Below are 26,345 nucleotides of genomic sequence, written 5' to 3' on the forward strand. Positions count from 1 at the left end.
CGTAATGCGAAGATATGTATTGGTGTTCTTTGCCTTGTTCGTCACGATTGGATTACTCACGGGATGTTGGAGCCGGCGCGAGCTGAATGACCTCGCCATTTCGGTTGGTATGGGTTTTGATAAAAAAGATGATCAAGTGCAGGTGATGATTCAAATTGTTAACCCCAGTGAAGTGGCTTCAAAAAGGGGCGGGGCAGGAACAACTACACCCGTAAGCACCTTTAAAGCAACATCCAAAACCATTTTTGAATCTTTAAGAAAAATTGCCACACAAAGTCCAAGAAAGGTGTACTCTTCCCATCTTCGGATGCTTGTAATTAGTGAAGAATTGGCTAGAGAAGGGATTACGCCGATTCTGGATGGGATTTCAAGAAATCATGAAATGCGATCTGATTTCTATATCGTTGTAGCCAGAGGAACGACGGCTGAGAATGTATTAAACATACTTACGCCTATCGAGAAAATCCCCTCAAATAAAATGTTTTCCACGTTAGAGATGTCAGAAAAGGTTTGGGCGCCTACGGTAAAAGTAAAATTAGACAAATTAATTTCCGATCTGGAAACAGAGGGAAAAGATCCTGTATTAACTGGTATTTTAATCAAAGGGGATCCGAGTAAAGGTGATGAGAAGAGTAATGTGAACCGAACAGATCCTCCTACATTTTTGGTATATGCGGGTTTAGCTATTTTTAAAAACGACAAACTTGTCGGTTGGCTTAATGAGAAAGAAAGCAAAGGCTACAATTATTTAATAAACAACGTTACTAGTACGATCGGACATATAGATTGTCCAAAAGGAGGTGTTTTAGCATTAGATGTAGTGCGAACTAAAACGAAAATGAAAGGCAAAGTAGAAAACGGAAAACCGCAAATCATTGTTGATGTTTTACTCGAGGAGAATGTGGGTGAAGTCCAGTGCAAGATCGATCTGCTTGATCCGGGGGTTATCCAGAAACTGGAAGAGTTGGCGCAAGAAGAAGTGAAAAATATTTTGGAGGCCACCATTCAAAAAGCGAAAAAATATAACGTTGATATTTTCGGCTTTGGTGAAGCGATATATCGAGCGGACCCTAAATATTGGAATAAAAACAAAGAAAGTTGGATGGAACAATTTTCGGATTTACCTGTACTTGTGAAGACCGAAGTGAAAATTCGTCGTCTGGGCACTGTAAGCGATTCTCTGGTACAAAAAACAAAGGAATGATCAAAATGTGGACAATTACAGGGATACTTTTGGCTTCTGCAGCTATCGCGATGCTAGAGCTTCCATCGCTTATGAAAAAAAAGTTGTATAAAGAATTCGTTATCGTTTGTTGCTTAGTATTGCTAGGTACAATACTAAGCATTGCTCAAAGCATGCATATGAAGCTGCCCAATCCTTTAGATCTCATTACCTTTGTATATCAACCTTGTAGCGATTTCATTCTAGGATTTTTACAGTGAGATTGAGTAAATAAGAGAGGAGGCATAACAAAGAAATGGGAAAAAGTATAATTGGCATCCGACAATTTACCATTCTCATCACACTATTCACCGTTGGAAGCTCAATACTAATAACCCCATCTGATACACCGCTTCAATTTATAATCATGATCTTTCTCGCAGTTGGTATTATGGCAAGTAGGCATGGTATTTGAAACTATTGCACGTTCTGGGGAGATTTTTTTTCCATGGGTTATGATATTTTTTTTGTAACGAACTTTATTTTCCTAAATCTGCGGCGGCGGTGCGACGCTTGACACTGATTTTCTCGTATGCTATAAGAGAGTAAATGCAAGAAGTGAAGAGGTGTCCCATGCGTAAAGTATCGACTGAGCAACAATTTCAAGAACAAATTTCGCAATCCGGCGTGACCATAGCCATTTTCAAAACGACATGGTGTAAGGATTGCCATTATATTGACCCTTTTATGCCTGCAGTTGAGCAAGCTTACGAAGGCCGTCTCACTTTCATAGAACTGGATCGCGATGAGTTCCCCGATTTGTGTGAACAATTGAACATCTTAGGCATCCCGAGTTTCATTGCTTTCCGTAACGGCCAAGAAGTTGTTCGTTTCGTAAGCAAGCTGCGTAAAACCCGTGAGGAAATCGAACAATTCCTTGACCGTGCAATCGAAGTTTCGAACGCGCTAGCTCCTTAGAAGAATTAAGTCGTAAAGAACACCAGATGAAGTAAGCATACGTGACACCGTCGTCGGATCAATCCGATGGCGGTGTTTTTTGATTTCGCTAACGCACCTATCAATGCCCATGTCGCACTGGAAATAGTGGTTTCATCTAGTTTATCTAGAGTCACAATACTCCCCGACCAGAACCTATTTAATCCGATATGACCGAATTAATCCTACTGTCCGCATCTTTAAAGCTTAATTAGACCGAAATAGCCAAACTAAACCGCCCCAAACAATCTGTTCTCTAGGAAAAAGGGGAAATAGTTCGATGGAATCGGACTAAAGGTCTATTAACTCGGGTGAAAAAAGGCGCAGCGAGTGGAGTTAGTCGATATAATCGACTTAAAATGTGCGACGCATCATCAAAAGGATAGTCAGGCTCGGAATCGAGCCTTTTTTCACTTCTAAATCCCTCTTCCGAATAAATGCTTCCATACTACACACACTATACTGTTATTTCCAAGTGTTGGGCGCAACTCGGCGATATGCCAACAACCGATTCCCTGTGGTTTCGGAGCTTTGTAACAATTGCGAATGGAAATGCCTTCATATTACAGCTATAATTGAAAGCGGAACTACAGTATTCGACATGATCCTCAGAAGATATGACATAAAGTAGGTGCAATCATGCAAAAATGGATCCAAAGATTAGCTAATTTATCAGCCATCGGCATGTTTCTTATTCTTGCTATGGGGGCCTTAGTAACCAAGGCTGACGCAGGTCGGGGCTGTGGAGACGAATGGCCGTTGTGCCATGGTAAATTCATCCCAGCACATACCATTTCTTCATTTATCGAGTATAGCCATCGCTTAGTTGTAGGTATTGTGACCATGATACTTGTTGCAACGTTTTACTTAGTATTTCGCTATGTGAAGCGTAGAGATGCTAAATTCTTCATCACAGCAACAGTGGTCATGACCCTGATTCAAGCAGCAATGGGTGCGTTGGCCGTTGTTTGGCCGCAATCCTCCCTTGTCCTGGCACTTCATTTCGGATTATCCTTACTGGCCTTTGCGTTCTCCCTGCTGCTTGCACTCGTGTTTACCCCGTGGGGACAATTTGTACGCACAACGCAGATTCATACTAGCTTTAAAGTAATCGTCTGGTTTACCGCTATTTATAGCTACATTGTTGTTTATTTGGGAGCATTCGTGCGTCATACCGTTTCTTCTGGCGGCTGTTCGGGCTGGCCATTATGTAATGGCGAAGTCATTCCAGAACTGAGCGGTGCAACAGGAATTGTATTTACACATCGAATTGCCGCTTTGCTGCTCTTCGTTTGTATATTATTTCTGTATCTGCAAGCGCGGCGTTATTATCAGCCTACGGACAAGCTGTGGTTCGGGAGCAAATGGGCTCTTATTCTCGTTTCGCTTCAAGTGATTAGCGGCGCAGTCGTAACCTGGTCCTTAGGGAATGAAGTTGCTTATTTATTCACAGGTATGATTCATGCCATTATTGTGGCTTGTATGTTTGGATTCTTATGTTATTTGTGCGTACTTACGCTATATGATCGCAAAGCCTAGCAGCATCATGCGGCAAAGGCACAACAAGGCCTTCTAACGGAAGGCCATTTCCTTTTTTATCTCAAAAGAATGAGCAACTATTACATAGACAAAGGTGGAAGTTCCCATGGTACCAACTAATCTTCGAGCGTTTATAGAGATGTTACGACGCGAAAATGAATTGATTGAAATCTCGGCTCCCGTGGATCCGAATCTCGAGCTTGCTGAAATCCATCGTCGAGTTATCGACGAGCAAGGGCCAGCTTTACTGTTCACGAATGTAAAAGGTAGCGCATTCCCTGTCGTGACGAACCTCTTCGGCACAACAAGAAGAGTGGATCTGGCTTTCGGTCCGAAGCCGGAGCAATTCATGAAAGCGGTTATCAACGCGACGAACTCGTTGTTGCCCCCTACACCGAAAGCACTGTGGGGTGAAAGAGGTCTTATTCTCGACCTCATGAAAGTCGGGACGAAGAAGATCCAACCGAACCAAGCGCCGATTCTCGGCGGCTTGAAGAAGGACAACCCGCTCGCAGGACTGCCTGTCCTGACGAGCTGGCAAGAAGACGGCGGCCCGTTCGTCACGCTGCCGCTCGTGTACACCGAGCATCCCGACGGCGGTCATCATAACCTGGGCATGTATCGTATGCAGGTGTATGATGACTTCACGACCGGGATGCACTGGCAAATCCACAAGGGCGGCGGCTTCCACTACCACGAAGCCGAGAAGCGCAACCAAGCGCTGCCCGTCACCGTGTTCCTGGGCGGTCCTCCCGCACTCATCGCTTCGGCGATTGCGCCGGTGCCCGAGCACCTGCCCGAGCTGATGCTCGCTTCGCTCATCCTCGGGCAGAAGCTGCCCATGGTGGAGAATCCCCATGGGGGGCACCGCCTCGTAGCCGAGGCGGAGTTCGCGATATGCGGCTCCGTTCCGCCGCATCTCAGACGCCCCGAAGGGCCGTTCGGCGACCACTTCGGGTATTACTCTCTCACACATGATTTCCCCGTGTTCAACGTGAATCATGTGTGGCACCGCAAAGACGCGATCTATCCGGCGACGATCGTCGGTAAGCCCCGCCAAGAGGATTACTTCCTTGGCGAATTCTTACAAAGATTGCTGGAGCCCGCGTTCCCGATGGCGATGCCAGGGGTGAAAGACCTGTGGACGTATGCCGAGACCGGGTTCCACCCGCTCGCAGCCGCTGTCGTCCGCGAAAGCTACAGCCGTGAGGCGCTCGGCACGGCGTTCCGGATCCTCGGTGAGGGTCAGCTATCCCTCACAAAGTTCTTGATCGTGACGGATCGTCCGACGACCTTAGCGAACTTCTCACAGCTGTTAGAAACCGTATTAGAACGTTTCGATCCGGCTCGGGATCTGTTTATATTTAATAAAACATCACATGATACATTGGATTATACCGGTGGACAGCTCAACCACGGTTCGAAAGCCGTACTGCTTGGCACAGGTGACCCAGTACGCGAGCTGCCAAGGGCATACACAGAGGGCGAACTGCCTGAGATTCATGATATCGCTGTTTATTGCGGCGGCTGTCTGCTTGTCTCTGGCGCCTCGTATGCAGCTGAACCAGAGCTGCCACAACGTCTGCTTGCGAAAGCAGCTGATCGTTTGAAGCAATGGCCTATGGTCATCCTTGTCGATGATGCCAGTGACATCGCGAATGACCAAACGAAATTCTTATGGACCGTGTTTACACGGTTTAACCCTGCAAGTGATATGTACGCGCAATCCAGTGTGAACCGACATCATATTGCGTATGAAGTTCCTATTGTCATTGACGCGCGTATGAAGCCTGGCTATCCAGATGAGTTGTTCCCGCGGGAAGATATTGTAGAACTGGTTGATCGCAGATGGAAGGAATACTTCGCGTGATGAGCTCGGGACGATTACGAGCGATCTATCCGCATTTGGGATTTGTATTGGTCTATTTACTTTGGGGGATCAATTTGGCTTCTCTCAAAATCGGTGGAAGAGAATGGGACAGTCTCGTCTTTAATGGACTGCGCTTTGCGAGTATGATACCGATCCTGTGGGTCTATACTTACTTCTATTATCGTTCGCGGTCACTTCGTTTCCAAATTGCGGGGCGCGATCTTCTGCTCATCTGTGGGTTAGGGATACTGAATGCCGTAGGGATGGAAGCTCTGCTGCAATATGCTTTACAGTTTTCCAACGCTGCGAATGGTGCCGTACTGGGGCGAGGTTTTATGCCAGTGATTACAGTGCTTATTGCTGTCATGGCTAGGCAAGTAAAAATTACATGGCGAATCCTAATCGGAATCCCCTTGGCGCTCGGCAGTGTAATCCTCATTGTCTCGGGGGGAGCCGAAGGCTTTCACTTGGGAAGTGAGACATTTCGCGGTGATATTCTGCTGCTTATGCGCAGTTTCATGGGAGCCATTTATCTCATTGGGATGAACCGATTAGTCGTGAAATATCCGCTTCCGATATTAATTTCACTTGAAATGACCGCTGGAGCCCTGTCTTTATTACCGTTCGTGCTATTGCGTGCAGATGGTGCTTACTTCGCTGCGATCTCACAGACGGGCTGGATCAGCTTAATCTATACCTCATTGCTGGCAACAGCAGTAGGTTTCTCATTACACAATTGGAGTCTAGCCAAACTGGGGCCTTTCAAAGCATCGGCCTATGGGTATTTACTTCCGGTTACGGCTGCACTTGGAGGTTTCATTTTTCTAGGAGAATCGATCTCGTTAAGTCAGTATCTTGGAGGCGTAGGTGTGTTAGCCGCGATGTTTTTCGTGCAGCGTGATCGAACATCCAGCATCAAACGGGCACCAGTACCTGCACCAACAGCCACGACGTTAACGAAGTAACAGAGCTATGCTAGATCGCTTAGTATGTTGATAAAAAGGGAGGTGATCTTATGCTTCGTGTGTTATTTAATGAGCCGGAACGTATCGACAGCGGACTCCTGCTGGAAGCTTTTGATGCAGTGAGAGCCTATATGAAACAGATCGAAACTGAACAGAGTCACCTCTCCACGGCGCATTCGATCTTTCATCGGCAAGCGATATGGAGTAAAGGTTTTATTGATGCCTTGGATGAGCTCGAACAGAGCAAATACTGCTGTGAGCGATATGGCGAGCGGATTGTTAAAGGTTTTTTGGAAGAAATGACCCCGCAGGAAACAGATGATTATCAACGTTTTGTCTATTTCTACAAAAATGCGTTCATCCGTTTATTTTCTGTTTTTGATAAACTAGGAACTTTTATGAATGACCTCTTCGCCTTGAAGACCGAAACCGTGAAATCACGATTTTCGTATTTTACGGTACTCCGCCATATGCATGACAAGCATCTTCATGGCTCGTTAGAACTGCAACTTTATACTCTCAAAATGACCTATAAAGTGCCGTTAGAACGACTACGCAATCTGCGTAATATGGAAATGCATTATATTAATGCTGAGATGTTAGACGATCTTATGCAGAAAGAGCCGATGCTCGGAGAACGGGTTCATATTGAGGATGTGAAGCTGAATTTATCCGATTTGCAGCAGGGATTTGACATGGTATGCCGAACCTTAACAATAGCATTTACTTATATTACGGCATATGTGACAAAGGGGTAGGGGACCATGCCATTAAGAGGTCGAACAGTGCTTGTTACAGGCAGTGCCAAGGGTTTGGGAAAAATGACGGCGTTGACTTTAGCCAAGAAGGGCTGCCAGGTCGCTGTGAATTATGTAACAAGTGAGAAGGAAGCTGCGGAACTCGTTCATCAATTGACGGATATGGGCGTTCACAGCATCGCGGTGCAGGGAGATGTAGCCAAGCGCGAGGACATCTTCCGCATGGTTGAAGAAACGGTCTCGCAGTTGGGGCCGATAGATATACTTGTCAATAACGCAGGACCTTTTGTACGTGAACGGCGTTTTTTCGCTGACTACAGCATGGACGAAATAGACTATTTAATGCGAGGGAATCTGATAGGCGTCATGGAGTTGGATCATCTTGTGCTGCCTATGATGAGAGAGCGCAGATGGGGGCGTATTATCCATTTCGGCTTTGGGAAAGCGGCTGAAGCGAGGGGTTGGACGCACAGAGCTGCTTATGCGGCTGCCAAAGTAGGGTTAGTTTCCTTTACCAAAACATTAGCCGAAGAAGAAGCCGCACATGGGATCACGGTGAATATGATTTGTCCGGGCGATATTCGCGGGAAGAACAAAGAACGCACCATGGAAGAGGCACGCTTAGAAGTGGATGGCGAAACGCCTGTTGGCAGACCAGGAACGGGTGAAGATGTAGCGCGTGTCATCGATTTCCTCTGCTCGCCTAACTCGGATTTTATTACAGGCAATATTATGGATATCTCTGGCGGGCTGGATCCTATTCAGCCGATACCTGTACTCAAACAACGCAAAACAGAGTAGAACGCCATATGGCAAAAAGAGCTTACCATAGAGGTAAGCTCTTTCTTTATGATATAGTCGTAATTAGAATACCTGTACGACTTCTGTTATGCCTTCTACCTCTTCAACCAATGCGCGCTCAATACCAGCTTTCAAAGTGATTGTTGAGCTCGGGCAGCTGCCGCAGGCACCCATAAGTTTAAGTTTTACGATTCCGTCTTCCACATCAACTAGATCGACGTCACCGCCATCACGTTGTAGGAAAGGACGAAGTTTATCTAAAACCTCAAGAACTTCATCGTAAATCGCTTCTTTGGTTTTTTCTGTCATTTGATTCATCTCCTTTCTTTATCTATTATAGTACAATACGCTTTAAATGAAAATGGTTTAGGGATTGAAACTATCAGTATGGGGTGGAATTTTTAAATGCGACCAATTATAGAATTTTGTGCCAGCAATATGCACACAGGAACAGATAAAGTAATGAAAGATCTTGAACAAAATCCGGAGTTTGATGTCATGGAATACGGCTGTCTGGGCAACTGTGGCCAGTGCTACATGGAGCCTTACGCACTAGTCAATGGAGAAATCATTGCAGCAGAAAGCGCCGAGAGCCTCCATGTTCTTATTTTAGAAAAGATCAAAGAGATTGAGGCCATGTATGATTTGCTTAGTGAATAAGCCGATCTAGCTAGCTTAACCGAAGTGGCGTTTGGATTTCCAAAGCACGCCGCTTTTCAGCATACGAGCAATTTTCCCTGTCATTAACGTACGTTTTCCCATGATGCCGAAGCCGCTCTTTTTGCCAAGTGAACCGAGTGTTCCACGTAGCTTGATTTTACCAAGCTTAGGTGTATCGCCTTTCCAAATTGCTTGAATCGCTTCGGCTATTTGTTTACCTTGCGCTTGTGCGGCTTGGGCACTTGGTGAGAACGGTAGGGACGCGCAGTCACCTACGACGTAAACTTCCTCAAAGTTCGGGATTTGGTGGTATTCGTTTAATAGAATACGTCCTTGACGATCTTTTGGTACATTCAAAGCTTCGACAATTGGCGTTGGTTGTATACCTGCTGTCCAAATTGTAGCATCAGTACGGATAATTTCATCTTGGTTGTACAAATCACCGCCATCTAATCGAACAAGCGATACTTGTGTTCGCAGCTCAATATGATGTTCGATCATCCATTCACGCACATATTGCTGCAGATTCGTAGGGAAAGCGGAGAGCAGACTAGGACCACGATCAATTAATCGGATGTTTAAGTCAGGGCGGCTTTCACGAAGTTCTGAAGCCATTTCTACACCGCTAAGTCCTCCACCAATGATGGATACTTGTCCGTATGGATTGATATTGTTTATTTTCTGATACGTTGCACGCGTTTGAGCCAGTGTCTGGATACTGGATGAAAACTCCTGAGCGCCAGTAATTCCATGATAACTGTCAACACAACCAAGTCCAATGACTAGCCAGTCGTAGGAGATGGGTTCTTTGTCGTGGAAGTTGATTTGCTTCGTTTCGAGATTAACATCAGATACTTCTCCGTAAACAAGCTGAAGCCGCGAATCATCGGGATAAGCTACTCGAATATGCGTTTCAGCAATGGTACCCGAAGCTAGTGCATAATATTCCGTTTTGAGGCCTTGGAATGGACTGCGATCAATCATAATAAGTTCAGTGTCGTCTGGTAAATCCTTTTCGAGCAAGTTTAAAGCTACGGTCAGACCGCCATAGCCTCCTCCGAGAATGACAAACTTTTTCATAGCCAACCAATATCCCTTCTGAACGATGATCTATTCTCTATTACCTATTATCTCTAATACACTTTGATTTCATTATAAAAGGTGTCTCGCTCAACCGCGACGCGGCCCGCACCTTGAATGAGCCATACAATCTCATCGCGTGTTAAACCTTCTGGTGAAAGAGCACCAGCAGCATGTGAGATTTTCTCTTTCACGATCGTGCCGTGAGCATCTGAAGCACCGAATGTGAAGGAAAGTTGCGTAAGTTTCGTTCCGATATTGATGAAGTAAGCTTTAATATGTGGGAAATTGTCCAACATTAGGCGGCTAATCGCCATTGTTTTGAGTTCGTCCCATGCGGGAACGAAACGTTTAAGACTTGCATTTTTGCTCGCTGGCTGAACAGAATTAGGAATGAATACGAGGAAACCGCCCGTTTCGTCTTGCAGCTCGCGCAGCAACATCATATGGCGAATCCGTTCTTCTTTCGTTTCAATTGAACCATATAGCATGGTCGCATGAGTTTTCATCCCTAGAAGATGAGCTTGACGATGAACATCTAACCATTCTTCAGTGGAAGCTTTTTCGACCTTCATTTTCGAGCGGTAACGTTCCGTAAGAATTTCGGCTCCTCCGCCAGGAAGCGTGGAAAGTCCAGCATCCATTAATGCCTTAAGTACATCTCGATAGCTGAGGCCGCTAATACGCGAGAAGAATTCGATCTCTGCAGCAGTATGAGCTTTAATCGTGACATCCGGGTAAGCTTGCTTTAAGCGACGAATGCAATCAACGTAATACTCAAAAGGCAGATGAGGGTTATGCCCCTGACTAATATGGAATTCTTTAATTTCAGGGTTAAAATTCTCGGCAATATAATCTAACATCTGATCTGGTGTTAAGGTGTAAGCACCTTCTTGACCTTCGTCGCGGCGGAAATGACAAAATGAACAATGCTCCTCACAGACATTCGTGAAATATAAGCTCATATTTTGTACAAAATATACCTTATTCCCATTCAACCGTGTATTCACTTTATTTGCTAATTGACCAATGGTTAAAAGATCGTCAGATTCATATAAAAACAGTCCGTCTTCCATGCTCAACCGTTCGCCGTTCTCAACCTTGTCAGCAATCTCAGCCATCCGTTTGATCGGGTCTACTGTCGTAATACTCATGCTCCATGCCTCCTATGAAAATATAATAAACCGCATAATGAAACGACGCAGCCAGCAGTTAGAACTAGGTGCGTTAGGTGGTGTGAGTTGCTCGCGTACCTGTCAACCAGTTCGGTTAAGGAATTCACAACCAGATTTATAACGATACAAGCTATCCATCCATCTTATTATAAACCTCCTACTTGGGAGGGGCAACATCAGAACGTTGAAGATAAATCGACAATCTTATCCATGTCCTATATTTTTTCGGTGAAATTGGCGAAATGTTATTCCCAATATTAACAAATTCCTGTATACTATTGCAATGTGATTACGTAAGGGCTAAAGGTGATAATAATCGTGCTACCATTATTCGTGACCGAACCGCAGGAACGACTTCATATCAAAATAGAACAACTTCGAGGCCAAATGGTTAGTTTGGGAACCTCGCATGGTTTCCTTCATCCTGACGTGCAGAAATGCAGTCGAGATCTAGACCAGTTACTATTGCAGTATTATGCCACAAGACGTTCTAAACAGTGAACAGCTGCCCTTGAGCATCGGATGGATTAGGAGTATACTTATAGCAAGCACTTCGTATACCAATGCCAGTTTTCCTTAATTTACAGGGAAAAACCAAGGAGGGATTTCCATTATGATTAATATAAGTGAATCAGCTAGTGAGAAAATTAAAGAGCTTTTGGCATCGGAAGAATCACCTAATCTTTTCTTACGCCTTGGCGTGAAGGCTGGTGGTTGCAGCGGCTTTTCTTATGGAATGGGCTTCGACGATGATCAAAAGTCTGACGATAAAGAATTTACCATTCATGGCGTGAAGGTTGTTGTGGATGAAGAGAGCGCTAAGTATTTATACGGCGTCCAAATCGACTTCGAAGACAAAGGCATGGGCGGCGGTTTCACCATCAATAACCCGAATGCCGTAGCATCGTGTGGTTGTGGTTCATCTTTCAAGCCAGCTGATTATGAGGGAACACCTGAGCCTTGTGATGATAAAGTTGAGGCTTAATAAAGGGTTTGGGTGTTTGTGAGTGAGTGAATAGCCCTTCGGGATTATGAACTGTGGAATGTGTCATGGATTATTAATTGTATAGGTAAAATGAGCAATCCATAATCATCTTCTTAGGTAAACACAACCCTAAAAATGACTATATTGGATTGATAAATTAGACCTTCTGGACTTGTGTATGACGTATACACATTTCTTAGGAGGTTTTTTTGTGCTTAAAAAGAGAGAACGAAGAATAACAGTTAGCAGTAAAGCATATCCAACTTACACATTGGAACAAGCGATTAATTATGTAGTATCTACCAAAAAAGCAGAAGGTTTGAGAGTAAATACTTTAAAAGATTATGCAAATCATTGGCGTTATTTTTGTGGTTGGTTAATAAACCACTATGAAATTAAGGATGTTGGGGAAATTAATGTTGATGTCATTCGCAATCATGTCAATTACATGAAACATGATGCAAAGCGGTATGAGGGACATAAATTTATTACTGATGACCAAGGAATTGGATTAAGTGATACAACAATTAATATACGTTTGAGAACTTTAAAAGCCATATTCAATCAGCTTGAAAAGGACGATATTATCGAAGTAAGTCCAACTAGAAATATAAAGTTGATTCGAATGGATGAAGACTTAGTTGAAGCATTTACACCAGAGCAAGTGAAAGCTTTACTAAGTCAGCCAAATCAAAAAGATTTTGTAGGATATAGAGACTATGTAGCTATGGTTTTACTGCTGGATACAGGAATGAGGGCTAACGAGCTTATTGGATTAAAATGCGATGATATTGACTTACAGTCTAGGTTGATAACATTAACAGGTCAACAAAATAAGAATAGAAAGCCGCGGATAATGCCAATTTCACATTTGAGCGTGAAATTATTGCATCAACTCGTATCTGAAAATAGAAAGAGCTTTTCATCAAATCGACTGTTCTTATCATGTTTTGGCGAACCGCTAGGGCAAAATCAATTTAACAAACGTCTAAAGTACTATGGGGACAAAGCTGGAATCAGTAAAAAAATAAAGTGTACTGCCCATGTTTTCAGACATACAATGGCGAAGACATATATTTTGAATGGCGGTGACCCGTTCTCGCTTCAAAGAATACTTGGACATTATGATTTGCGAATGACTCGAAGATACATTCAGATGAACAGCGAGGATTTATTGAAGCAACATAGCGACTTTAGCCCTGTTAGGAACATAAGGGGGTACAGCTATGAGAAATAGAACATTATGGGTTGCTATGCAGGATGATATTGCGGCGGAGAGACTGCTTCATATTACTTGCAGACACGTAAAATTGGCTTTGGAACATGGAGATAAGAATACCCAACTTTCTCGCAAACAAGCGATTGTAGATGAAATACAGAAGCTTAGAGCGGAAAGAAACCAAATTATCAACAAAGGAATCTAATTTTTAATATAAGTTCCAGTCGCAGAAAATGTGATTTCTCCGCGGTGCAAAAAAAGGAGTCTAATTAAACATTAGGCTCCTTTATTTCTTCCTAAAACCTAGCATGAGGTCAATCATTTTTGAAACATCTTCAAGCTCTTTGGCAGAAAGTGAATGTAATTGGTTGATGATATGAGAAAGTGTCTTTGCTTCTTTAGAATTTTGAGATGGCTGGGTCTGACGAAAAAGTTCTTCAAGAGTTATGTTTAGTGCTGATGTAATTTTCACAAGACTCTCAAGCGTAGGCGATTTTTCATTCCGTTCTACCTCGCCTAAGAATGACGTATGTATAGATGCTCGATGTGCCGTTTCTTCTTGGCTTAACTTTACTTTCTTACGATAATTTCGTAATCTATCGCCAATAATTTTCCCTATATCATTCATATGGCTACAACTCCTTACTTAAACACAGTAGCCAAGCATAGAGAACTCAACAAAAGGCAATAGAAAGGAAATTAAAATATTTGTGGTCTAAAGACGTTGTGGTTGTTATAATGATTGAAATAATTCCCAATTATTAGGGTGTGTATGAGCAAATCCTCACAGATTTTGTTTCAATTTCATTGGCAATATTAGTTAGTTATGAGTTTAAAAGAAGGAGAAGGCAGGGGGCATGTTGTGATGATTAGATTTAAAGAAGAAAACAAACCTAACAAGCTAAAACTATCTAAACAGGAACAAGACTTAAAAAATGAAAAATTTAGAGCTTGGAAAAGTGGGGTAATTGAATTGCTTGGTTTTATAGAAGATGCTCGTAAAAATGGAGATGAATTTTCTATTGATAGGGCACAAAAAGCCTACAATATTCTTGCACAACGTGTCCAAATTGGCGAGAAAGTTCCAGAATTTTTTAGTGATAAAATACTTGATGCCCAAACGCGGTACAATGAATTGATGAAAAGTCGAGGATACCCACAAGAATATAGATTGAATAAAAAGACTAGACAGCCAATGGGAAAAGCGAAAATTAAAAGATTTTCTTGGATAATAGGGCTGGTTTTCGTAAGTATACTGGTAATATTCATAAAAGTTCAAATAGACGAATATGATGATGCCATACTTAAAACAACTAAATTGTACTTTGCTGAAAGGCTAATTGAATATCCTGAAGATTTAACCATTGAGGATGCTAAAATCGAAAAAATCCGAAAAAATGATATTTTCATTGAGTATCAAGTATCTGGATTAATCTGTAAAACGATGTGTATCAGTGAGTTTGATGTTACGGTACGAAGAATTATCTCTGATGGTCGAACGTTCAACTGGTTTATCGGATGTGATGGTATTTGTCCAGAGAGAGTAGACCCTCCAGATGATATAAACAGTGAAAAATATAAGAAGTGGGAAGAATTATGGGGGAGACTTAAAGAAGTAATATGAGGAGTTGGTTAAATGAACCATGGAAGATTTTTTCAAACGATAGTACTTAGTTTCTTATTCATTCTTCTTTTAGGGTGTTCAACAGAGGAGACACTAGCTCAACAAGATAACGATTACTACACTCAAATGCAGAAAATTGGTGAAGAACTTTTCCCAGCACTTAATCCATTATCACCTGTACTCAAAAAATATGTTGATACCAAGAGCGAGGAATCGAAAAAAGAACTAGGAGTAGCCGCCGAAATATACAGAAAGAAAATGATTGAGTTTCAAAAGAAAACGAAGAAGATTAAGCCAACGAAAGGGCAGGAAGGAAATCATGAATACGTCATAAACAGAATGGAGGACTTAGAGAGATTTGCCAATGCTTTAGTAAGGGTAGCAGAAGGTGATGAAGACCAACTGCTTAATGCACAAAGCGATTTGAAGAAAGGGTACTCAGAGATTTTAATTGAATTGTTCAATGATGCAAAAAAACACAAGGAGTGATAACCATGACAGGTTCTTAACATAAGAACTATAGCGAATGGTTACTACATAGAAAAGGGCAATCCGTACTCTAGGGTTGCTCCCTTCGCTGGTAAAGTTCGAGGTATTACAATAATTCCGCATTATGAAAACCGTTTATCCTTGCCAGATTCACCAACTGAAGTTATAATATAGGTATAATACAAATTCAATGAGGTAATATTATGGCTAAGGATTACACAGTTAACGCCGAAAATTTAGGTAAAGTTCAACAATTCTTTCAATTACAATCTGAAAAACTTGGGAATGGAATACCAATGTCTTTTACGGTTGTTCAAATCGCGGAGGACTCGAATGTAGCACTAGCTACAGCCCACAAGGCTTTGAAAGAATTGGCAAATCGGGGGGTAATCAGTGTAATTAAAGGGCAATCTCGAAGGGAAGCTATTCAATACATATATAGAGGCTCATCTCCACAAAAAAGCTTACAAGAGCTTGAAGCAATGGTTAACCAGTTGGAAAACGAGAACAAAATTCTTAGGGAAAAGTTGACGGAATTTGAAAAGGAATATGGAAATGTCCAAGTTATAACGGTGGATGAAAGCCTTCAAATCGTTGTAAAACGAAAGTAATTTTTTATTCTATTATTATAATATAATTATAATACAAGTTAAAGTCTAATATTAGACTGAAAGGATGGAGATTATGGCGTTAAGTGAGCGACAAATGAAATTTATAATGGAACGTTATTCTTATGGTGGAATTAGAATTACGAGTCCTCTTGTTCGAAAGTATTCTGAGCAAGTTCCATGGAAACTGGTACTTAAAAATATATTATTAGATGCTAGCACGGGGCAGAAGAAGTTTTCCGTCTTTTGTTTGGAAGCGGGTGTAGGTAAGTCATTGGGTACTAATGAAGTCATCATTGAATATCTTCGAAGTACTAAAGGCAAAGGAAATAAGCGTTTTTTGATTGTAAAGCCGTTTAGCAATGAGGTTAATGATTGCGCCAATGTTATTAATGAAGTCTGTCCTAAGTCTGCTTTAGCAATCACTACAAAAGAATGGATTGCAACATATAGAGAATCTCCGAGACTAATAATCCCCTACAATATAATCGTAATAACGCATAGTCGATACATTGACCTTTGTTTAGACGATTATTTAAGGGCTACTTTCTGTGAGGGTCGTGAAGTGCTTATTATCGACGAGAAAATTAACTTCCCTACATGTTCGTTTAGCCAAAGTATTTATAAAAATGTTTTGAATGAATTTCCTCCTTTGCTTGACGAAAAATTGTCAAAACTTTGCGTTCCTATTCTAAGTCAGCTCGAAATATTAGAAATGCAATATGCCGAAACATATGAAATTGAGATTGATTGGGAGTTATTTTCTGAGCTAAAGGAACTAGTTGAAATATGTGTAAATGAAGGTACTTTAAAAAGAGATATTATTGGTTTTTTTGAGAAATTAGAAGTGTTGGCGACAAATAGAGCAATTTTTTCAGGGGGCAATGGTTATGAGCGACAAATACGAACTTTTAACCCGCGTCACAAACTGTGGGGGCTTGAAAATAATGTGATATTGGATGCGTCCGGTAATCTTGATAATTCATATCGTAATTCCAATCAATTCATTATACATGAGTACCCCCGACTTGCAGATTATAGTAACTCTAAGATACATCTGTTGAAATGCGGTTCAAGCTACTCAAGTATTTATAGTAATCGTAAGGAATACTTCAAAAAGATGTGTGGTCTATTCAGTGAGCGATACCAAAGTGATAAAAAGGCGCTAATCATTGTACATGAAGCTTATGAAGCGGAGCTTAGGGAGGAATTACTTAAGTCTGGTTTCAATAGCATTGGCATAGGTGATGACTATAATGATGAACTGATTGCGATTAACCATTTTGGTAATATCATAGGTGTGAATAAGTATCGAGATTTTAACCAATGTTGGGTAATTGGCACATTTAACTTGCCTATGGATGTCTATGCCTTGAAGTGGTACCAATACTCAAATAATGCAGTAAGTGATTTTATGTCATATTCTAGTTACTGTGACCGCACAAGTAGGAAATTTGATGACCCTCATTTAGAACAAATGAGAAAAAGCACACTTATAGGGGACATATATCAAGCTGTGAAACGAATCCAAAGAAATCTTTTACCCCACGCCGAAATTTTCGTAGCTATCAAGCAAGAGGAGATATTCGAAGCTGTTGCTAACGAGCTAAAAGGTATAAAGCGGGGTGAAATTATTGAGTTAAGCTTTGGCAATGAAAAAAAGAAGTCAGAAAGGATTACAGCGACGGATAAGATATTAATGCACATAAAGGTTGGTATGCGTAAGGGGGAACAATTAAGCAAAAAGGAATTTAGAACGCATCCTTCTGTAGACCTGTCTGAAAAGAATTTAGCTCGAAATTTAAGGCATCCCTCTGTCCAGCATTGGCGGGATATTGGTTTATTTGATATTGTCGGTAATAAAATAATCAAACTCAAGGAAGATTGGGAACTTTGAATGGTTTGAAATTTTTTTTGAATTACTACTCTTCATTTTCTTACTTATCTCTTTTTATTAGAAAAGTGAGGAGTTTTAATCTAGAAAATAACAATTATTGTATAAAAAAACAGTAATTACTTCACGGCAGGGGTGGAAGTGAGATATTGTCCCGATAATTGCGTAATGTAATTTATGTAGAATATGCACTGGCAAGTATATGTCCGTTCAGATGATTGTTTATAGAGAAACCCTATATGTATATGTGAATATACTTCAACGCTTTAACTTGACAATGTATATCAAAGCGTTGTTTGAGCCGCCTAGAGCCGTTTTAAGGCGTTTCATATATGGTAGTAAACACTTGTTTAAGAATGAACAAATGTGATAATTCGGGGCATCTAGGGGCGTTTAATTGCGTTTGAAGTATTCCTTTAATCCAATCCTAATAAGCCTTATTAACTTTCATAAATATTATTAACTATGCCGCCGCTCGAAAAAAGAGGTGTATTAGTCCTGTCTCGTCAGATTGTATTAGTAACAGCTTGCCAACCAGGTTAGTTATCACAAACATGGGTTAGATAGCAAAATAACCAGTAATATCAGATACGTACAAGCGCTCAACTTTCTAAAACTAACTAGGCTTTTCATTAGTTTGAATGCACCTTGTTAAACAGAGTGTCGACAGCGAATGAGAGCATTAATTTTAAAATTTAGGAAGCTTATGCTTATGTACGGTGAGGGAGAAATTTCTCCTGCAAACGTCCAAGAGCTTTGCCACTCTTGACGAATTCCTTTGTGTTACATACGAGTCAGCTTGAAAACTGGCTCCACTCACGTTAAGAGTCCAGTCAATAACTCTTTACGACATGAATTTACAAAAGAGATATTTCGGTTTATTACTTTAGTACAGTTTTAAGCTTCATTTGGGACTATATAAGTCCCTAACACACATATAGAAAGGGGGGTAATAACAATGCCTTACAAAATCGCTTATGGAGTCGATAGAAGCCATTTAAACAGCAGTAACCTTATAGATAAATTCATTGTCGCAACAATGAATAACGATGAAGAAGCGTTAAAACAAATCATTGCTTCAATAAATACGAAACAAAGCAAGTCAACAACACAGGAAAATCAACCATTCGCACATCTAAAAAAAGGAGAGAACAAATAAATGGAAAAAGTGAAAATTAAAAAGATTTATAAACATGAGTCATTTGTCCTGTTTGCAGTGAGTCCTTCGAATTTCATCGAGTGGGGCACAAGTAGCCAGTCCACTCTGTGTTTTGCATTGGATTCCCTTGCAATGCAATGGAACATATCAAAGGAGTTATTAGACACTATTAGCTCATACGATATGAATTTTAAAGACTCATTATCCTATTCATCGGAAGAAGATTCTAAAGGAACAACAAGAATCTTTATGATAAATGTAGATGCGATATCAGCACTACTTAGAAAATTGTATGCCACTGGACAATGTTCAGAACTTGACACTGTTGGAGAAAACAAGAAGGTCAATGAGTTAATTAACAAAGTAAAGCGAGGAGAAATAACATGGAAAGAATAAATTTGACTTTGGATAAGTACACATTGAAGATGCTCGCCCTGATTGCTTTGGAGCATAATACATCTCGAAGTGACATTGTAAGAAAACTTGTTCAAGCAAGAATCCTACAAGATAGAGGTATCATCAAGGATTACAGCGAGCTAATTAGTAAGAATGAAAAGTCGGTAAATTAGTCCCGGCTTTTTTTTTGACCCTGCTTTTATTTTTAGCATAGGCAAAGGGGAAAAGCTATAAAAGACTTCAAAAAGGGCAGGTTTTTCGTATGGATGTGCTCATGACATTTGACCTTCACCTTCCCGCGTTTTGTTTGAGTATAGCCCGGCACTTATTTTTCACTTTCCGATAAGATTTGTTATCAGAAGTGTACTATTTAAGTATTGGATTATTCTTGCGTAACTTATAGTACTTGGGTATAATACAATCAACGATGTACTCAAGCCCCAGACAATGCAATTAACAAGTATTGATACAATCCATAGTACCGAAAGCAAACTTCATAAAAATCCGAAAATCCCTGTAAACCCTTGCCACTGCTGGTTTTTTATACGGCGTCCAAATCGACTTCGAAGACAAAGGCATGGGTGGCGGTTTCACCATCAATAACCCAAATGCAGTAGCATCGTGTGGTTGTGGATCATCCTTCAAACCAGCGGATTATGAGGGAACACCTGAGCCTTGCGATGATAAGGTAGAGGCATAATAGGGGGTACGGGTGTTTGAGAGTGGAATTACGCTTGCATATATCGCCTTGTTTATGAGAACAATGAGAGTATCTGTAGATTAAGGATTGCAAGTGAAAATCGGCAATCCGCAATCATTTATATGAATGTACACAACCCTAGAATTAATATTTCTGGGTTGCGGATAACTAACCTTCCATGCTTGTGTGTTGATGTTAATACACTTGACTGGGAGGTTTTTTGTTGTGTTAAAAAAGAAAGTAAGAAGAGTGCCAGTTGGTAATCGTCCAGATCATCAGGAGTTTCCTCGTATTGGATTTCAACAAGCCCTTGATTTTGCAATGAGCGCAAAAAGGGCGGAGGGATTACGGGAGCGTACACTAAAAGATTATGTGAAGCATTTTGGATATTTCATTTCTTGGTTGACGGAGAAGTATCCTGAAGCCGAGTTTGTAGATGAATTGACTTCGACAACCTTCAGAGATCACATTAATTACATGAGATATGATGCTAAAAGATATAGTGGTCATAAATTCATCAACGAAGATAATCAAAGAATTGGATTGAAGGATACAACAGTAAATATTCGTCTTAGAACGTTGAAGGCAATCTTTAACCAATTACGTAAGGATAGATTAATTGAAGTAAATCCACTAGAAAGTGTCAACCTTCTTAGACAAGATATTGATCTAACGAATTGTTTGACTGATGATGAAGTGAAAGCAATACTTACTCAGCCCAATCAAAAAGACTTTGTAGGGTACAGAGACTATGTAGGACTAGTAACAATGCTAGATTCAGGTCTGAGAATTGGGGAGTTATTGAGTTTAAGAACAGGGGATATAGATTTTCAAACACGATTCATTACAATTCCAGCTGATAGAAGCAAGAACAGAAAGCCCAGATTAGTACCAATATCAACTCACTGTTCGAAATTACTGCTTCAATTAGCTTCCGAGAATAAACAACACTTTAGTACGGATAGGTTGTTTATGTCGTGTTTCGGTGAACCTCTAGGTCAAAATCAGTTTAATAAACGTTTAAAGTATTACGGTGAAAAGGCAGGTGTTTCAGGGAAAAAGATGACAGCGCATGTTTACAGACACACTTGGGCTAAAAACCTAACGTTAAATGGAGCAGACCCGTTTTCTCTTCAAAAGATGGGAGGATGGTCTGATATTAGGACTGTACGCCGATATATCCAGATGGATACAGAGGATATTAGGAGGAGTCATGACGATTTTTCACCCGTGAATAAACTATTGGGGAAAAGTAGCAGAGTTTAAGAATGTTCAAATCTTGTTTATGTAACAACTACATATAGTCATATGATAACCAGACGCTTTAAGGTGACTACTCCTGAAGCGTCTTTTTAATTGATACTAATGCTTATTTTTAAATCGTGAATTAGATGCTTAAAGAGCAATATAGCCAACCTAATAGTGATTTAATCATCTTTCATAGCACGAATGCTCTCTTTCTGCTCCTTTTTGCTCATTGAATGAAACGGAGTGGGCTTACTAACTTTAAATGAATTTTGCACAAGTAATTTCTTCCTTTTTTTTAAACTATTATTCGTAAGTAAATTTTTCATAAATTTAGATTTCAATTCTTCTTCATTTGCTCTTGCCTTCTCCCATATTTGAGGGAGTGCATCCTCGAATTTCTTTGTCACTCTTCTGATTTTTTCATCATTTTTAGCAACCATATTCACAAATCGTTCAATTGAATTTACCCTGCTCACTATGCTATCTATTCTATCCTCGATAATACCCAACCTATTTTCAATCTCGCCAAAATTATTTTTCATCGTGTTACTCATATCCAATAACTTGTTCTCGATAATATCCATCCTGCTATTGAAGGTGTTCATAAGTTCTACGTATTGATCATCAATTTCTTTAAAAATAACAATTCACTCCTTAGAAAGTCATTAGTTAATTATTTCATTTCATAACCGAATTGGGCTTTAAACCATTCATATAAATCTTTCTTTACAGAATTACGGGCATAGGTTAAGGCGAATTTTGTAACTCTTAAAACATCATTCTTAATCTTGTGATACAGAAGATGATCCTTGTCTATGTAACATTGAGGGAAACCTTTATTGCCAACTATGAAGATGGCGACCTTTTCGTCAAATGGTATCTCGAAGTATAAACTGTCATCAACTGGGCTGAAAGTATAAGAATCACCGAAATCGTAATCAAAATCATAGTGATGCTCGAGTTTAAGTTGATCCATTAATGATGACAAATTGTCAATGTGATATTCAAGATAGTACTCTTCAATTCTTGCACGTAGAGTTAAAAATGGTTTGTATTCAAAAGGAGTCTCAAGATATTCTGTGCCTTGATCTTCAGCCCAATCTTTAGAACCCTTTTCTTGGTGTTCCCAAATTATATATTGAAATTCATAGTCCTTTTCTGCCTGTTTAGCATACTCAACCGTTGTGGCTTCAAGTAATTTAGTGTTGAGTATCATCAATTGATTCAATGCTTCAAGCTTAGACGGTTCGAATATTTCGCTTTTGTTCAAAGTAATTAAATCTTGTTTTGTTTTCCGATCTACTTGCCACGTTCCATCTTCATTAACAAATATCATATTAAAGTTGCCGTTCCAAATAACTTTTAACAATTTTTCTGGCATATTCAACAGCGCCATAAGCATTACCGCCTTCTCTATTGTTAGTTTTACTGTTTGATGGTTGTTTAAAACGATTATAATCAATGGATAATTAAAAGTAAATAAATATATAAAAGTAAGTGAACGCCAAAGAAAGTACTGATCTTAAAAGATCAATTCTGCAAAAATCTGTGCAATATGCACTTATATTTCTTAAAAAAGAAAGGGCAATCCTTTGCGGATTACCCTTGGTTTATGATTCTCAATAATTCGAATTGTGCGCTATTACTCATCTTCAATAACGCTATAAGCAATTCTTCCTTGGAAAGAGTGCTTGCTTTGTCTATAACATTAACATCTTGATCTAACGTAAATGATGATGTTGTCGTTAGAACATCTATCATTTCAATATAACTGCTTTGTGTTGTTCTTAATGTTGTGACAATAGACTTATGCTTACCCTGTACTTGTGCCTTCGTCAAATCTCCTGTTTTCTCCAATACACGATTGACACCGCACTTCTTAAAACTATGAAACTTAATATTCCTTTTAGGGTCAATTTCGAAATAAGCAATAATCTCTTTTAAAAGTCTTCCAACCTTGTGTGCATGGAGGTTTGGGAATAATTTCCCATCAGTTCCAAGCTTCTCACGAAGCTCATTGTAAAAAATGAGTGATATTGGGGTCTGGTGACGAGTATGTTTATCAACAGCATCTATGTAGTTGACCAGTATTCCTTTTTCATTCTTCACTCTGAAATTTTCTTCCCAATCAAGCGAGAGAAGAGTGTCGAGTCGGATAGAGGTAATACAAGCAAGCTTTAGAATCATAGCCATTTGATTTCCCTCCATTTGTTCAATGTGTGCGTATTCGATAAATAGAAATGCTTCGTCCCAATCCAAGTTTCCATAACCTTCTTGATCGAGTGATGCATTCTCAAGCTTACAGTTGTCAAAGATGTTTTCGTTAATATCTCTGTAGTCAACCTTTAATGAGTTTAAGAAGCTTTTCACAGCGTTGATCTTACGCTTGATAGTGGCGTTTTTCGTTTTAATACCATTCTCATCAGGTTCTTTGAGATGGTTATGGTATTTCATTGCCTCAAGCCTTGTCAAAGAGATTATCATGTCCATTGTCACAAACTGTGCTTCTTTGTTGAATGTAAAGTTCAAGAATTGATTTATGTCGGTTCTATAAGCCAATGCAGTACCCTTAGATCGTTGACCTTTAATAAATTCCTCAAAGAGTGAGTGGAATTTTTGATTGTATGTATTAATCACATTACAACCCAAATCGTCATTATTGGGTTCTATTAATAAATTGCGCATAAATTATTCCTCCACTATAAGCTATAAAATAATAGCTATGTATTAACTTTCGTAAAACTATGAGAGTATTTCATACTGTACAAAAAGAGTTCAATGATAATGAAAGTACTGATGATTTTAAGATAAACATTGTCCAAAGCATAATTAGCTATCTCAATAAAACATAGATTTTATTGAGTAATGGTAAAAAGTAAGCACATTCAAATAGCTAAAATCCGTCCTATGTCCCCCTCATATAATAAAAACAGCATATATATAACTAATAAATTTTATATAGTGGTTATTAATTATTATTAAATGAGGGTGGAGTAGAACGGATTTTAAGAATACAAGAACTGGAACTCCTTTATTAGTGAATGTTTTCCACCAATGTAAATATAAGCATACCTCTCGATACTGTCGAAATGGTTTGCTTATTTGGACTCCCAAGGTAATTTATCCATAACATCAATATCTTTAGCTTCAGATACTACCTTGACATTTTCCTTTATGATCTCGCCTGTTTTGATGTTGACCAAGTTTCCATCAATCACATATTCGTATGCCCAACCAATCTCAACAGCATATCTTTCAGCAGAAATCTTACGTTGCTTTGGAATGACATTCATTTGCATCAAGTTCTGCGCAAAGTATTTGTGCTCAAGAACAGTATAAGTATTGGTTTTACATTCCTTATTTTTTGGCTTATTCAAACAATATGGTTTGTGATCATTCGTAATCATATTTCGTTTTTCCAGATTATAAATCTGACTTTTTATTTCATCAAGAGATAATCCTGTCAATGCTGACATTTGATCATTTGAACAGTCATAACCTTGCTTGAATTTATCTGTCATGAACTTTAAGAAGCAATATAGGTAGAACCCTTCAACGCCCAATTCTGGATTCGTGATGCAGTAAATAAAGGTTTCAATGTTTACTTTGTGAGTATCATTAATTACATAGAGTGTACCATTTTCACAATTGTCCAACTCTGATTCCAAATCTCTCCAAATTCCTTTCACAGGCATAGCTACCTTCCAATTTTTTGTATTGCCATAGACCTCTGGATATTCACTTTCATATATAAACAGAACTTCCTTAAAACGACGTTCCTTGTCATACAAATATCTGCTTGGCTTATCTGACACTTTACGGATGTAACCAATCTTCTGTAGCAAACCAGTTTGGTTCTTTGTAAGGTATGTGTATTGCTCAGATTTCGCAGGGAAGCCCAAGAACTGCTTGATCACACCTTCATTCAAAATAATATCTCCAACTTTATCATCCCAATATCGATACCGCGCATATCTCCACATATAGTTCGCCAAGAAATAATACGAATACGCATATGCTATGTGTGTCGATGTTTTGCCCTTATCGGTTTCCTGTTTCATATCTTTAAATGCTTCGGTAAAATCAGCAAAGATTTCATTAGGCATAAAAACATAATTCTGCTTTTCATTTACATCCAGCATATTCTTTATTTCTTTACTGTTAAAAAACGTTTGTCTTTTCCTCGCCATTTGCCATCTCTCCTGTCTATTAATCCCCTAAGAATGTTTATCCATATGCAAAACCTATTTCTCGAAGCTATCAATACTCTTCTGTAACACTTCACTTCTTGGAAATAACCAAAACTTATTTCCACTTCTCTCATGCACTGCGGAACAGATATAGCTAAAACCACATCGCTTTAAATGAGCCATCATCTTAGCGTTGTAACAGAAGAAAAATTCTTTCTCTGCTCTCATAAATCAATCACCTCCACCAACATCATTTTTCTGCAATAAAAAAGACTAACTCACAGTTGAGTTAGTCGAAGTAAACCTTATTAAATTCTCAATTAATCCCGTACATTTCTATAAATGTTTTTGACCGTACTTATTTTAAACTTTCGGCAAGAATTGAATGTTAGTGTTGTGGGATGGACGGTACTTTTATAAATATTTGGATGTATCGTCCTCGATAGGGTGCATTGCTCTTGAGCAAGGAATAAGCATTTTACAAACATTTATTGTCTCAAGCTTTCGTATCGTTCACAGGACAAATTGAATTACTACGAGGTAGTGTACACCTTAGGAATTGATATAAAGATAGCTTCTGACATGTAAACCTAGCCCCCTCCCGCTTCAGAACTATTTTTTCACTATATATAGTTATGGCGAAGTGCATCAGAATCACACGATCAAAGAAAAAAAGACGTATTATTTGAAAAAACAATTAGCTATTCCAATCTCTTTGGAATACAATATTGCGTAGAATTATTGCGCAGAACTATAATTCTATGCTATTATTTGTATATAAATCGTTGAATTCAATGTCAAAACGATAGAATAGCACACATAAAATA

28 protein-coding genes and 1 pseudogene are annotated in these 26,345 nt (G+C 39.7%); 21 read left to right on the top strand and 8 right to left on the bottom strand.

Going from position 1 to position 26,345, the window contains the following annotated elements:
- Nucleotides 1–4: 4 nt before the first annotated feature.
- From ASL11_RS11175 to ASL11_RS11210, 8 genes are all read left to right on the top strand, one after another.
- On the top strand, nucleotides 5–1,204 hold the full coding sequence (locus tag ASL11_RS11175) for a Ger(x)C family spore germination protein (protein ID WP_056613507.1): 1,200 nt from the start codon (nucleotides 5–7) through the stop codon (nucleotides 1,202–1,204).
- Nucleotides 1,205–1,478: 274 nt separating this feature from the next.
- On the top strand, nucleotides 1,479–1,637 hold the full coding sequence (locus ASL11_RS36405; protein ID WP_157256891.1) for a hypothetical protein: 159 nt from the start codon (nucleotides 1,479–1,481) through the stop codon (nucleotides 1,635–1,637).
- A 158-nt stretch (nucleotides 1,638–1,795) separates the two neighbouring features.
- Nucleotides 1,796–2,140, top strand: a complete 345-nt coding sequence (locus ASL11_RS11185; RefSeq protein ID WP_056613511.1) for a thioredoxin family protein — start codon at nucleotides 1,796–1,798, stop codon at nucleotides 2,138–2,140.
- A 657-nt stretch (nucleotides 2,141–2,797) separates the two neighbouring features.
- Complete coding sequence (locus tag ASL11_RS11190) at nucleotides 2,798–3,697, top strand: COX15/CtaA family protein (protein WP_056613514.1); 900 nt, start codon at nucleotides 2,798–2,800, stop codon at nucleotides 3,695–3,697.
- 106 nt (nucleotides 3,698–3,803) lie between these two features.
- Complete coding sequence (locus ASL11_RS11195) at nucleotides 3,804–5,567, top strand: UbiD family decarboxylase (RefSeq protein WP_056613516.1); 1,764 nt, start codon at nucleotides 3,804–3,806, stop codon at nucleotides 5,565–5,567.
- Nucleotides 5,546–6,532, top strand: a complete 987-nt coding sequence (locus ASL11_RS11200; RefSeq protein ID WP_235550449.1) for a DMT family transporter — start codon at nucleotides 5,546–5,548, stop codon at nucleotides 6,530–6,532. Before ASL11_RS11195 ends, ASL11_RS11200 begins: the two co-directional genes overlap by 22 nt.
- 50 nt (nucleotides 6,533–6,582) lie before the next feature.
- Nucleotides 6,583–7,290 carry a Cthe_2314 family HEPN domain-containing protein gene (locus tag ASL11_RS11205; RefSeq protein ID WP_056613519.1) on the top strand — a complete coding sequence of 236 codons (708 nt, stop codon included), beginning with the start codon at nucleotides 6,583–6,585 and terminating at the stop codon, nucleotides 7,288–7,290.
- 6 nt (nucleotides 7,291–7,296) lie between these two features.
- Nucleotides 7,297–8,091 carry an SDR family oxidoreductase gene (locus tag ASL11_RS11210; RefSeq protein WP_056613521.1) on the top strand — a complete coding sequence of 265 codons (795 nt, stop codon included), beginning with the start codon at nucleotides 7,297–7,299 and terminating at the stop codon, nucleotides 8,089–8,091.
- A gap of 63 nt (nucleotides 8,092–8,154) precedes the next feature.
- Here ASL11_RS11210 and ASL11_RS11215 read toward each other — a convergent pair whose 3' ends face one another.
- Nucleotides 8,155–8,400, bottom strand: a complete 246-nt coding sequence (locus ASL11_RS11215) for a NifU family protein (RefSeq protein ID WP_028558591.1) — start codon at nucleotides 8,398–8,400, stop codon at nucleotides 8,155–8,157.
- A 96-nt stretch (nucleotides 8,401–8,496) separates the two neighbouring features.
- Between ASL11_RS11215 and ASL11_RS11220 the strand changes: the two genes are divergently transcribed.
- The gene (locus tag ASL11_RS11220) at nucleotides 8,497–8,751 is read left to right on the top strand and encodes a YuzB family protein (RefSeq protein ID WP_056613522.1); all 255 of its coding nucleotides are present in this window, start codon (nucleotides 8,497–8,499) and stop codon (nucleotides 8,749–8,751) included.
- Nucleotides 8,752–8,766: 15 nt separating this feature from the next.
- Here ASL11_RS11220 and ASL11_RS11225 read toward each other — a convergent pair whose 3' ends face one another.
- Together ASL11_RS11225 and mqnE are read right to left on the bottom strand one after the other, a co-directional pair.
- A complete protein-coding gene (locus ASL11_RS11225) occupies nucleotides 8,767–9,831 on the bottom strand; it encodes an NAD(P)/FAD-dependent oxidoreductase (RefSeq protein ID WP_056613786.1) in 1,065 nt (354 codons plus the stop codon).
- Between the two features lie 53 nt (nucleotides 9,832–9,884).
- A complete protein-coding gene (gene mqnE / locus ASL11_RS11230) occupies nucleotides 9,885–10,985 on the bottom strand; it encodes an aminofutalosine synthase MqnE (RefSeq protein WP_056613524.1) in 1,101 nt (366 codons plus the stop codon).
- A gap of 354 nt (nucleotides 10,986–11,339) precedes the next feature.
- Between mqnE and ASL11_RS36410 the strand changes: the two genes are divergently transcribed.
- From ASL11_RS36410 to ASL11_RS11245, 4 genes are all read left to right on the top strand, one after another.
- Nucleotides 11,340–11,507, top strand: a complete 168-nt coding sequence (locus tag ASL11_RS36410; protein WP_268796194.1) for an aspartyl-phosphate phosphatase Spo0E family protein — start codon at nucleotides 11,340–11,342, stop codon at nucleotides 11,505–11,507.
- A 112-nt stretch (nucleotides 11,508–11,619) separates the two neighbouring features.
- Complete coding sequence (locus ASL11_RS11235; protein ID WP_056613525.1) at nucleotides 11,620–11,991, top strand: HesB/IscA family protein; 372 nt, start codon at nucleotides 11,620–11,622, stop codon at nucleotides 11,989–11,991.
- Between the two features lie 211 nt (nucleotides 11,992–12,202).
- Nucleotides 12,203–13,228, top strand: coding sequence for a tyrosine-type recombinase/integrase (locus ASL11_RS11240; protein WP_235550450.1), 1,026 nt, complete (start codon nucleotides 12,203–12,205; stop codon nucleotides 13,226–13,228).
- Nucleotides 13,218–13,415, top strand: a complete 198-nt coding sequence (locus ASL11_RS11245) for a hypothetical protein (RefSeq protein WP_056613532.1) — start codon at nucleotides 13,218–13,220, stop codon at nucleotides 13,413–13,415. Before ASL11_RS11240 ends, ASL11_RS11245 begins: the two co-directional genes overlap by 11 nt.
- Before the next feature lie 81 nt (nucleotides 13,416–13,496).
- Here ASL11_RS11245 and ASL11_RS11250 read toward each other — a convergent pair whose 3' ends face one another.
- Complete coding sequence (locus ASL11_RS11250; protein WP_056613535.1) at nucleotides 13,497–13,838, bottom strand: helix-turn-helix domain-containing protein; 342 nt, start codon at nucleotides 13,836–13,838, stop codon at nucleotides 13,497–13,499.
- 237 nt (nucleotides 13,839–14,075) lie between these two features.
- On the opposite strand from ASL11_RS11250, the gene ASL11_RS11255 reads away from it, so the two are divergent.
- The 8 genes and pseudogenes from ASL11_RS11255 to ASL11_RS11290 all read left to right on the top strand — a co-directional run bounded on the left by ASL11_RS11255 (nucleotide 14,076) and on the right by ASL11_RS11290 (nucleotide 21,346).
- Entirely contained in the window at nucleotides 14,076–14,834 is a 759-nt protein-coding gene (locus ASL11_RS11255; protein ID WP_056613537.1) for a hypothetical protein, read from the top strand.
- 12 nt (nucleotides 14,835–14,846) lie between these two features.
- On the top strand, nucleotides 14,847–15,323 hold the full coding sequence (locus ASL11_RS11260) for a hypothetical protein (protein ID WP_056613539.1): 477 nt from the start codon (nucleotides 14,847–14,849) through the stop codon (nucleotides 15,321–15,323).
- A gap of 203 nt (nucleotides 15,324–15,526) precedes the next feature.
- Entirely contained in the window at nucleotides 15,527–15,934 is a 408-nt protein-coding gene (locus tag ASL11_RS11265) for a hypothetical protein (protein WP_056613541.1), read from the top strand.
- A 73-nt stretch (nucleotides 15,935–16,007) separates the two neighbouring features.
- Entirely contained in the window at nucleotides 16,008–17,828 is a 1,821-nt protein-coding gene (locus tag ASL11_RS11270; protein ID WP_056613544.1) for a DEAD/DEAH box helicase, read from the top strand.
- A gap of 955 nt (nucleotides 17,829–18,783) precedes the next feature.
- A complete protein-coding gene (locus ASL11_RS11275) occupies nucleotides 18,784–18,984 on the top strand; it encodes a hypothetical protein (protein ID WP_056613546.1) in 201 nt (66 codons plus the stop codon).
- On the top strand, nucleotides 18,985–19,380 hold the full coding sequence (locus ASL11_RS11280; protein ID WP_056613549.1) for a hypothetical protein: 396 nt from the start codon (nucleotides 18,985–18,987) through the stop codon (nucleotides 19,378–19,380).
- Nucleotides 19,381–19,918: 538 nt separating this feature from the next.
- A pseudogene (locus tag ASL11_RS37425) lies at nucleotides 19,919–20,080 on the top strand (HesB/IscA family protein); the annotation flags it as partial.
- Nucleotides 20,081–20,272: 192 nt separating this feature from the next.
- Nucleotides 20,273–21,346, top strand: coding sequence for a site-specific integrase (locus ASL11_RS11290; protein WP_082595381.1), 1,074 nt, complete (start codon nucleotides 20,273–20,275; stop codon nucleotides 21,344–21,346).
- 161 nt (nucleotides 21,347–21,507) lie between these two features.
- Here the strand turns inward: ASL11_RS11290 and ASL11_RS11295 are convergent, their stop codons facing one another.
- From ASL11_RS11295 to ASL11_RS11310, 4 genes are all read right to left on the bottom strand, one after another.
- Nucleotides 21,508–21,870 (bottom strand): hypothetical protein, encoded by a 363-nt coding sequence (locus tag ASL11_RS11295; RefSeq protein WP_157256893.1) that lies wholly within the window; start codon nucleotides 21,868–21,870, stop codon nucleotides 21,508–21,510.
- Between the two features lie 131 nt (nucleotides 21,871–22,001).
- Complete coding sequence (locus tag ASL11_RS11300) at nucleotides 22,002–22,724, bottom strand: hypothetical protein (RefSeq protein WP_157256894.1); 723 nt, start codon at nucleotides 22,722–22,724, stop codon at nucleotides 22,002–22,004.
- A gap of 203 nt (nucleotides 22,725–22,927) precedes the next feature.
- A complete protein-coding gene (locus ASL11_RS11305) occupies nucleotides 22,928–24,013 on the bottom strand; it encodes a tyrosine-type recombinase/integrase (RefSeq protein WP_056613557.1) in 1,086 nt (361 codons plus the stop codon).
- Nucleotides 24,014–24,426: 413 nt separating this feature from the next.
- Nucleotides 24,427–25,518 (bottom strand): hypothetical protein, encoded by a 1,092-nt coding sequence (locus ASL11_RS11310; protein ID WP_056613559.1) that lies wholly within the window; start codon nucleotides 25,516–25,518, stop codon nucleotides 24,427–24,429.
- Nucleotides 25,519–26,345 lie beyond the last annotated feature (827 nt).

Source organism: Paenibacillus sp. Soil750, from assembly GCF_001428045.1.
GTDB classification, from domain to species: domain Bacteria; phylum Bacillota; class Bacilli; order Paenibacillales; family NBRC-103111; genus Paenibacillus_E; species Paenibacillus_E allorhizoplanae.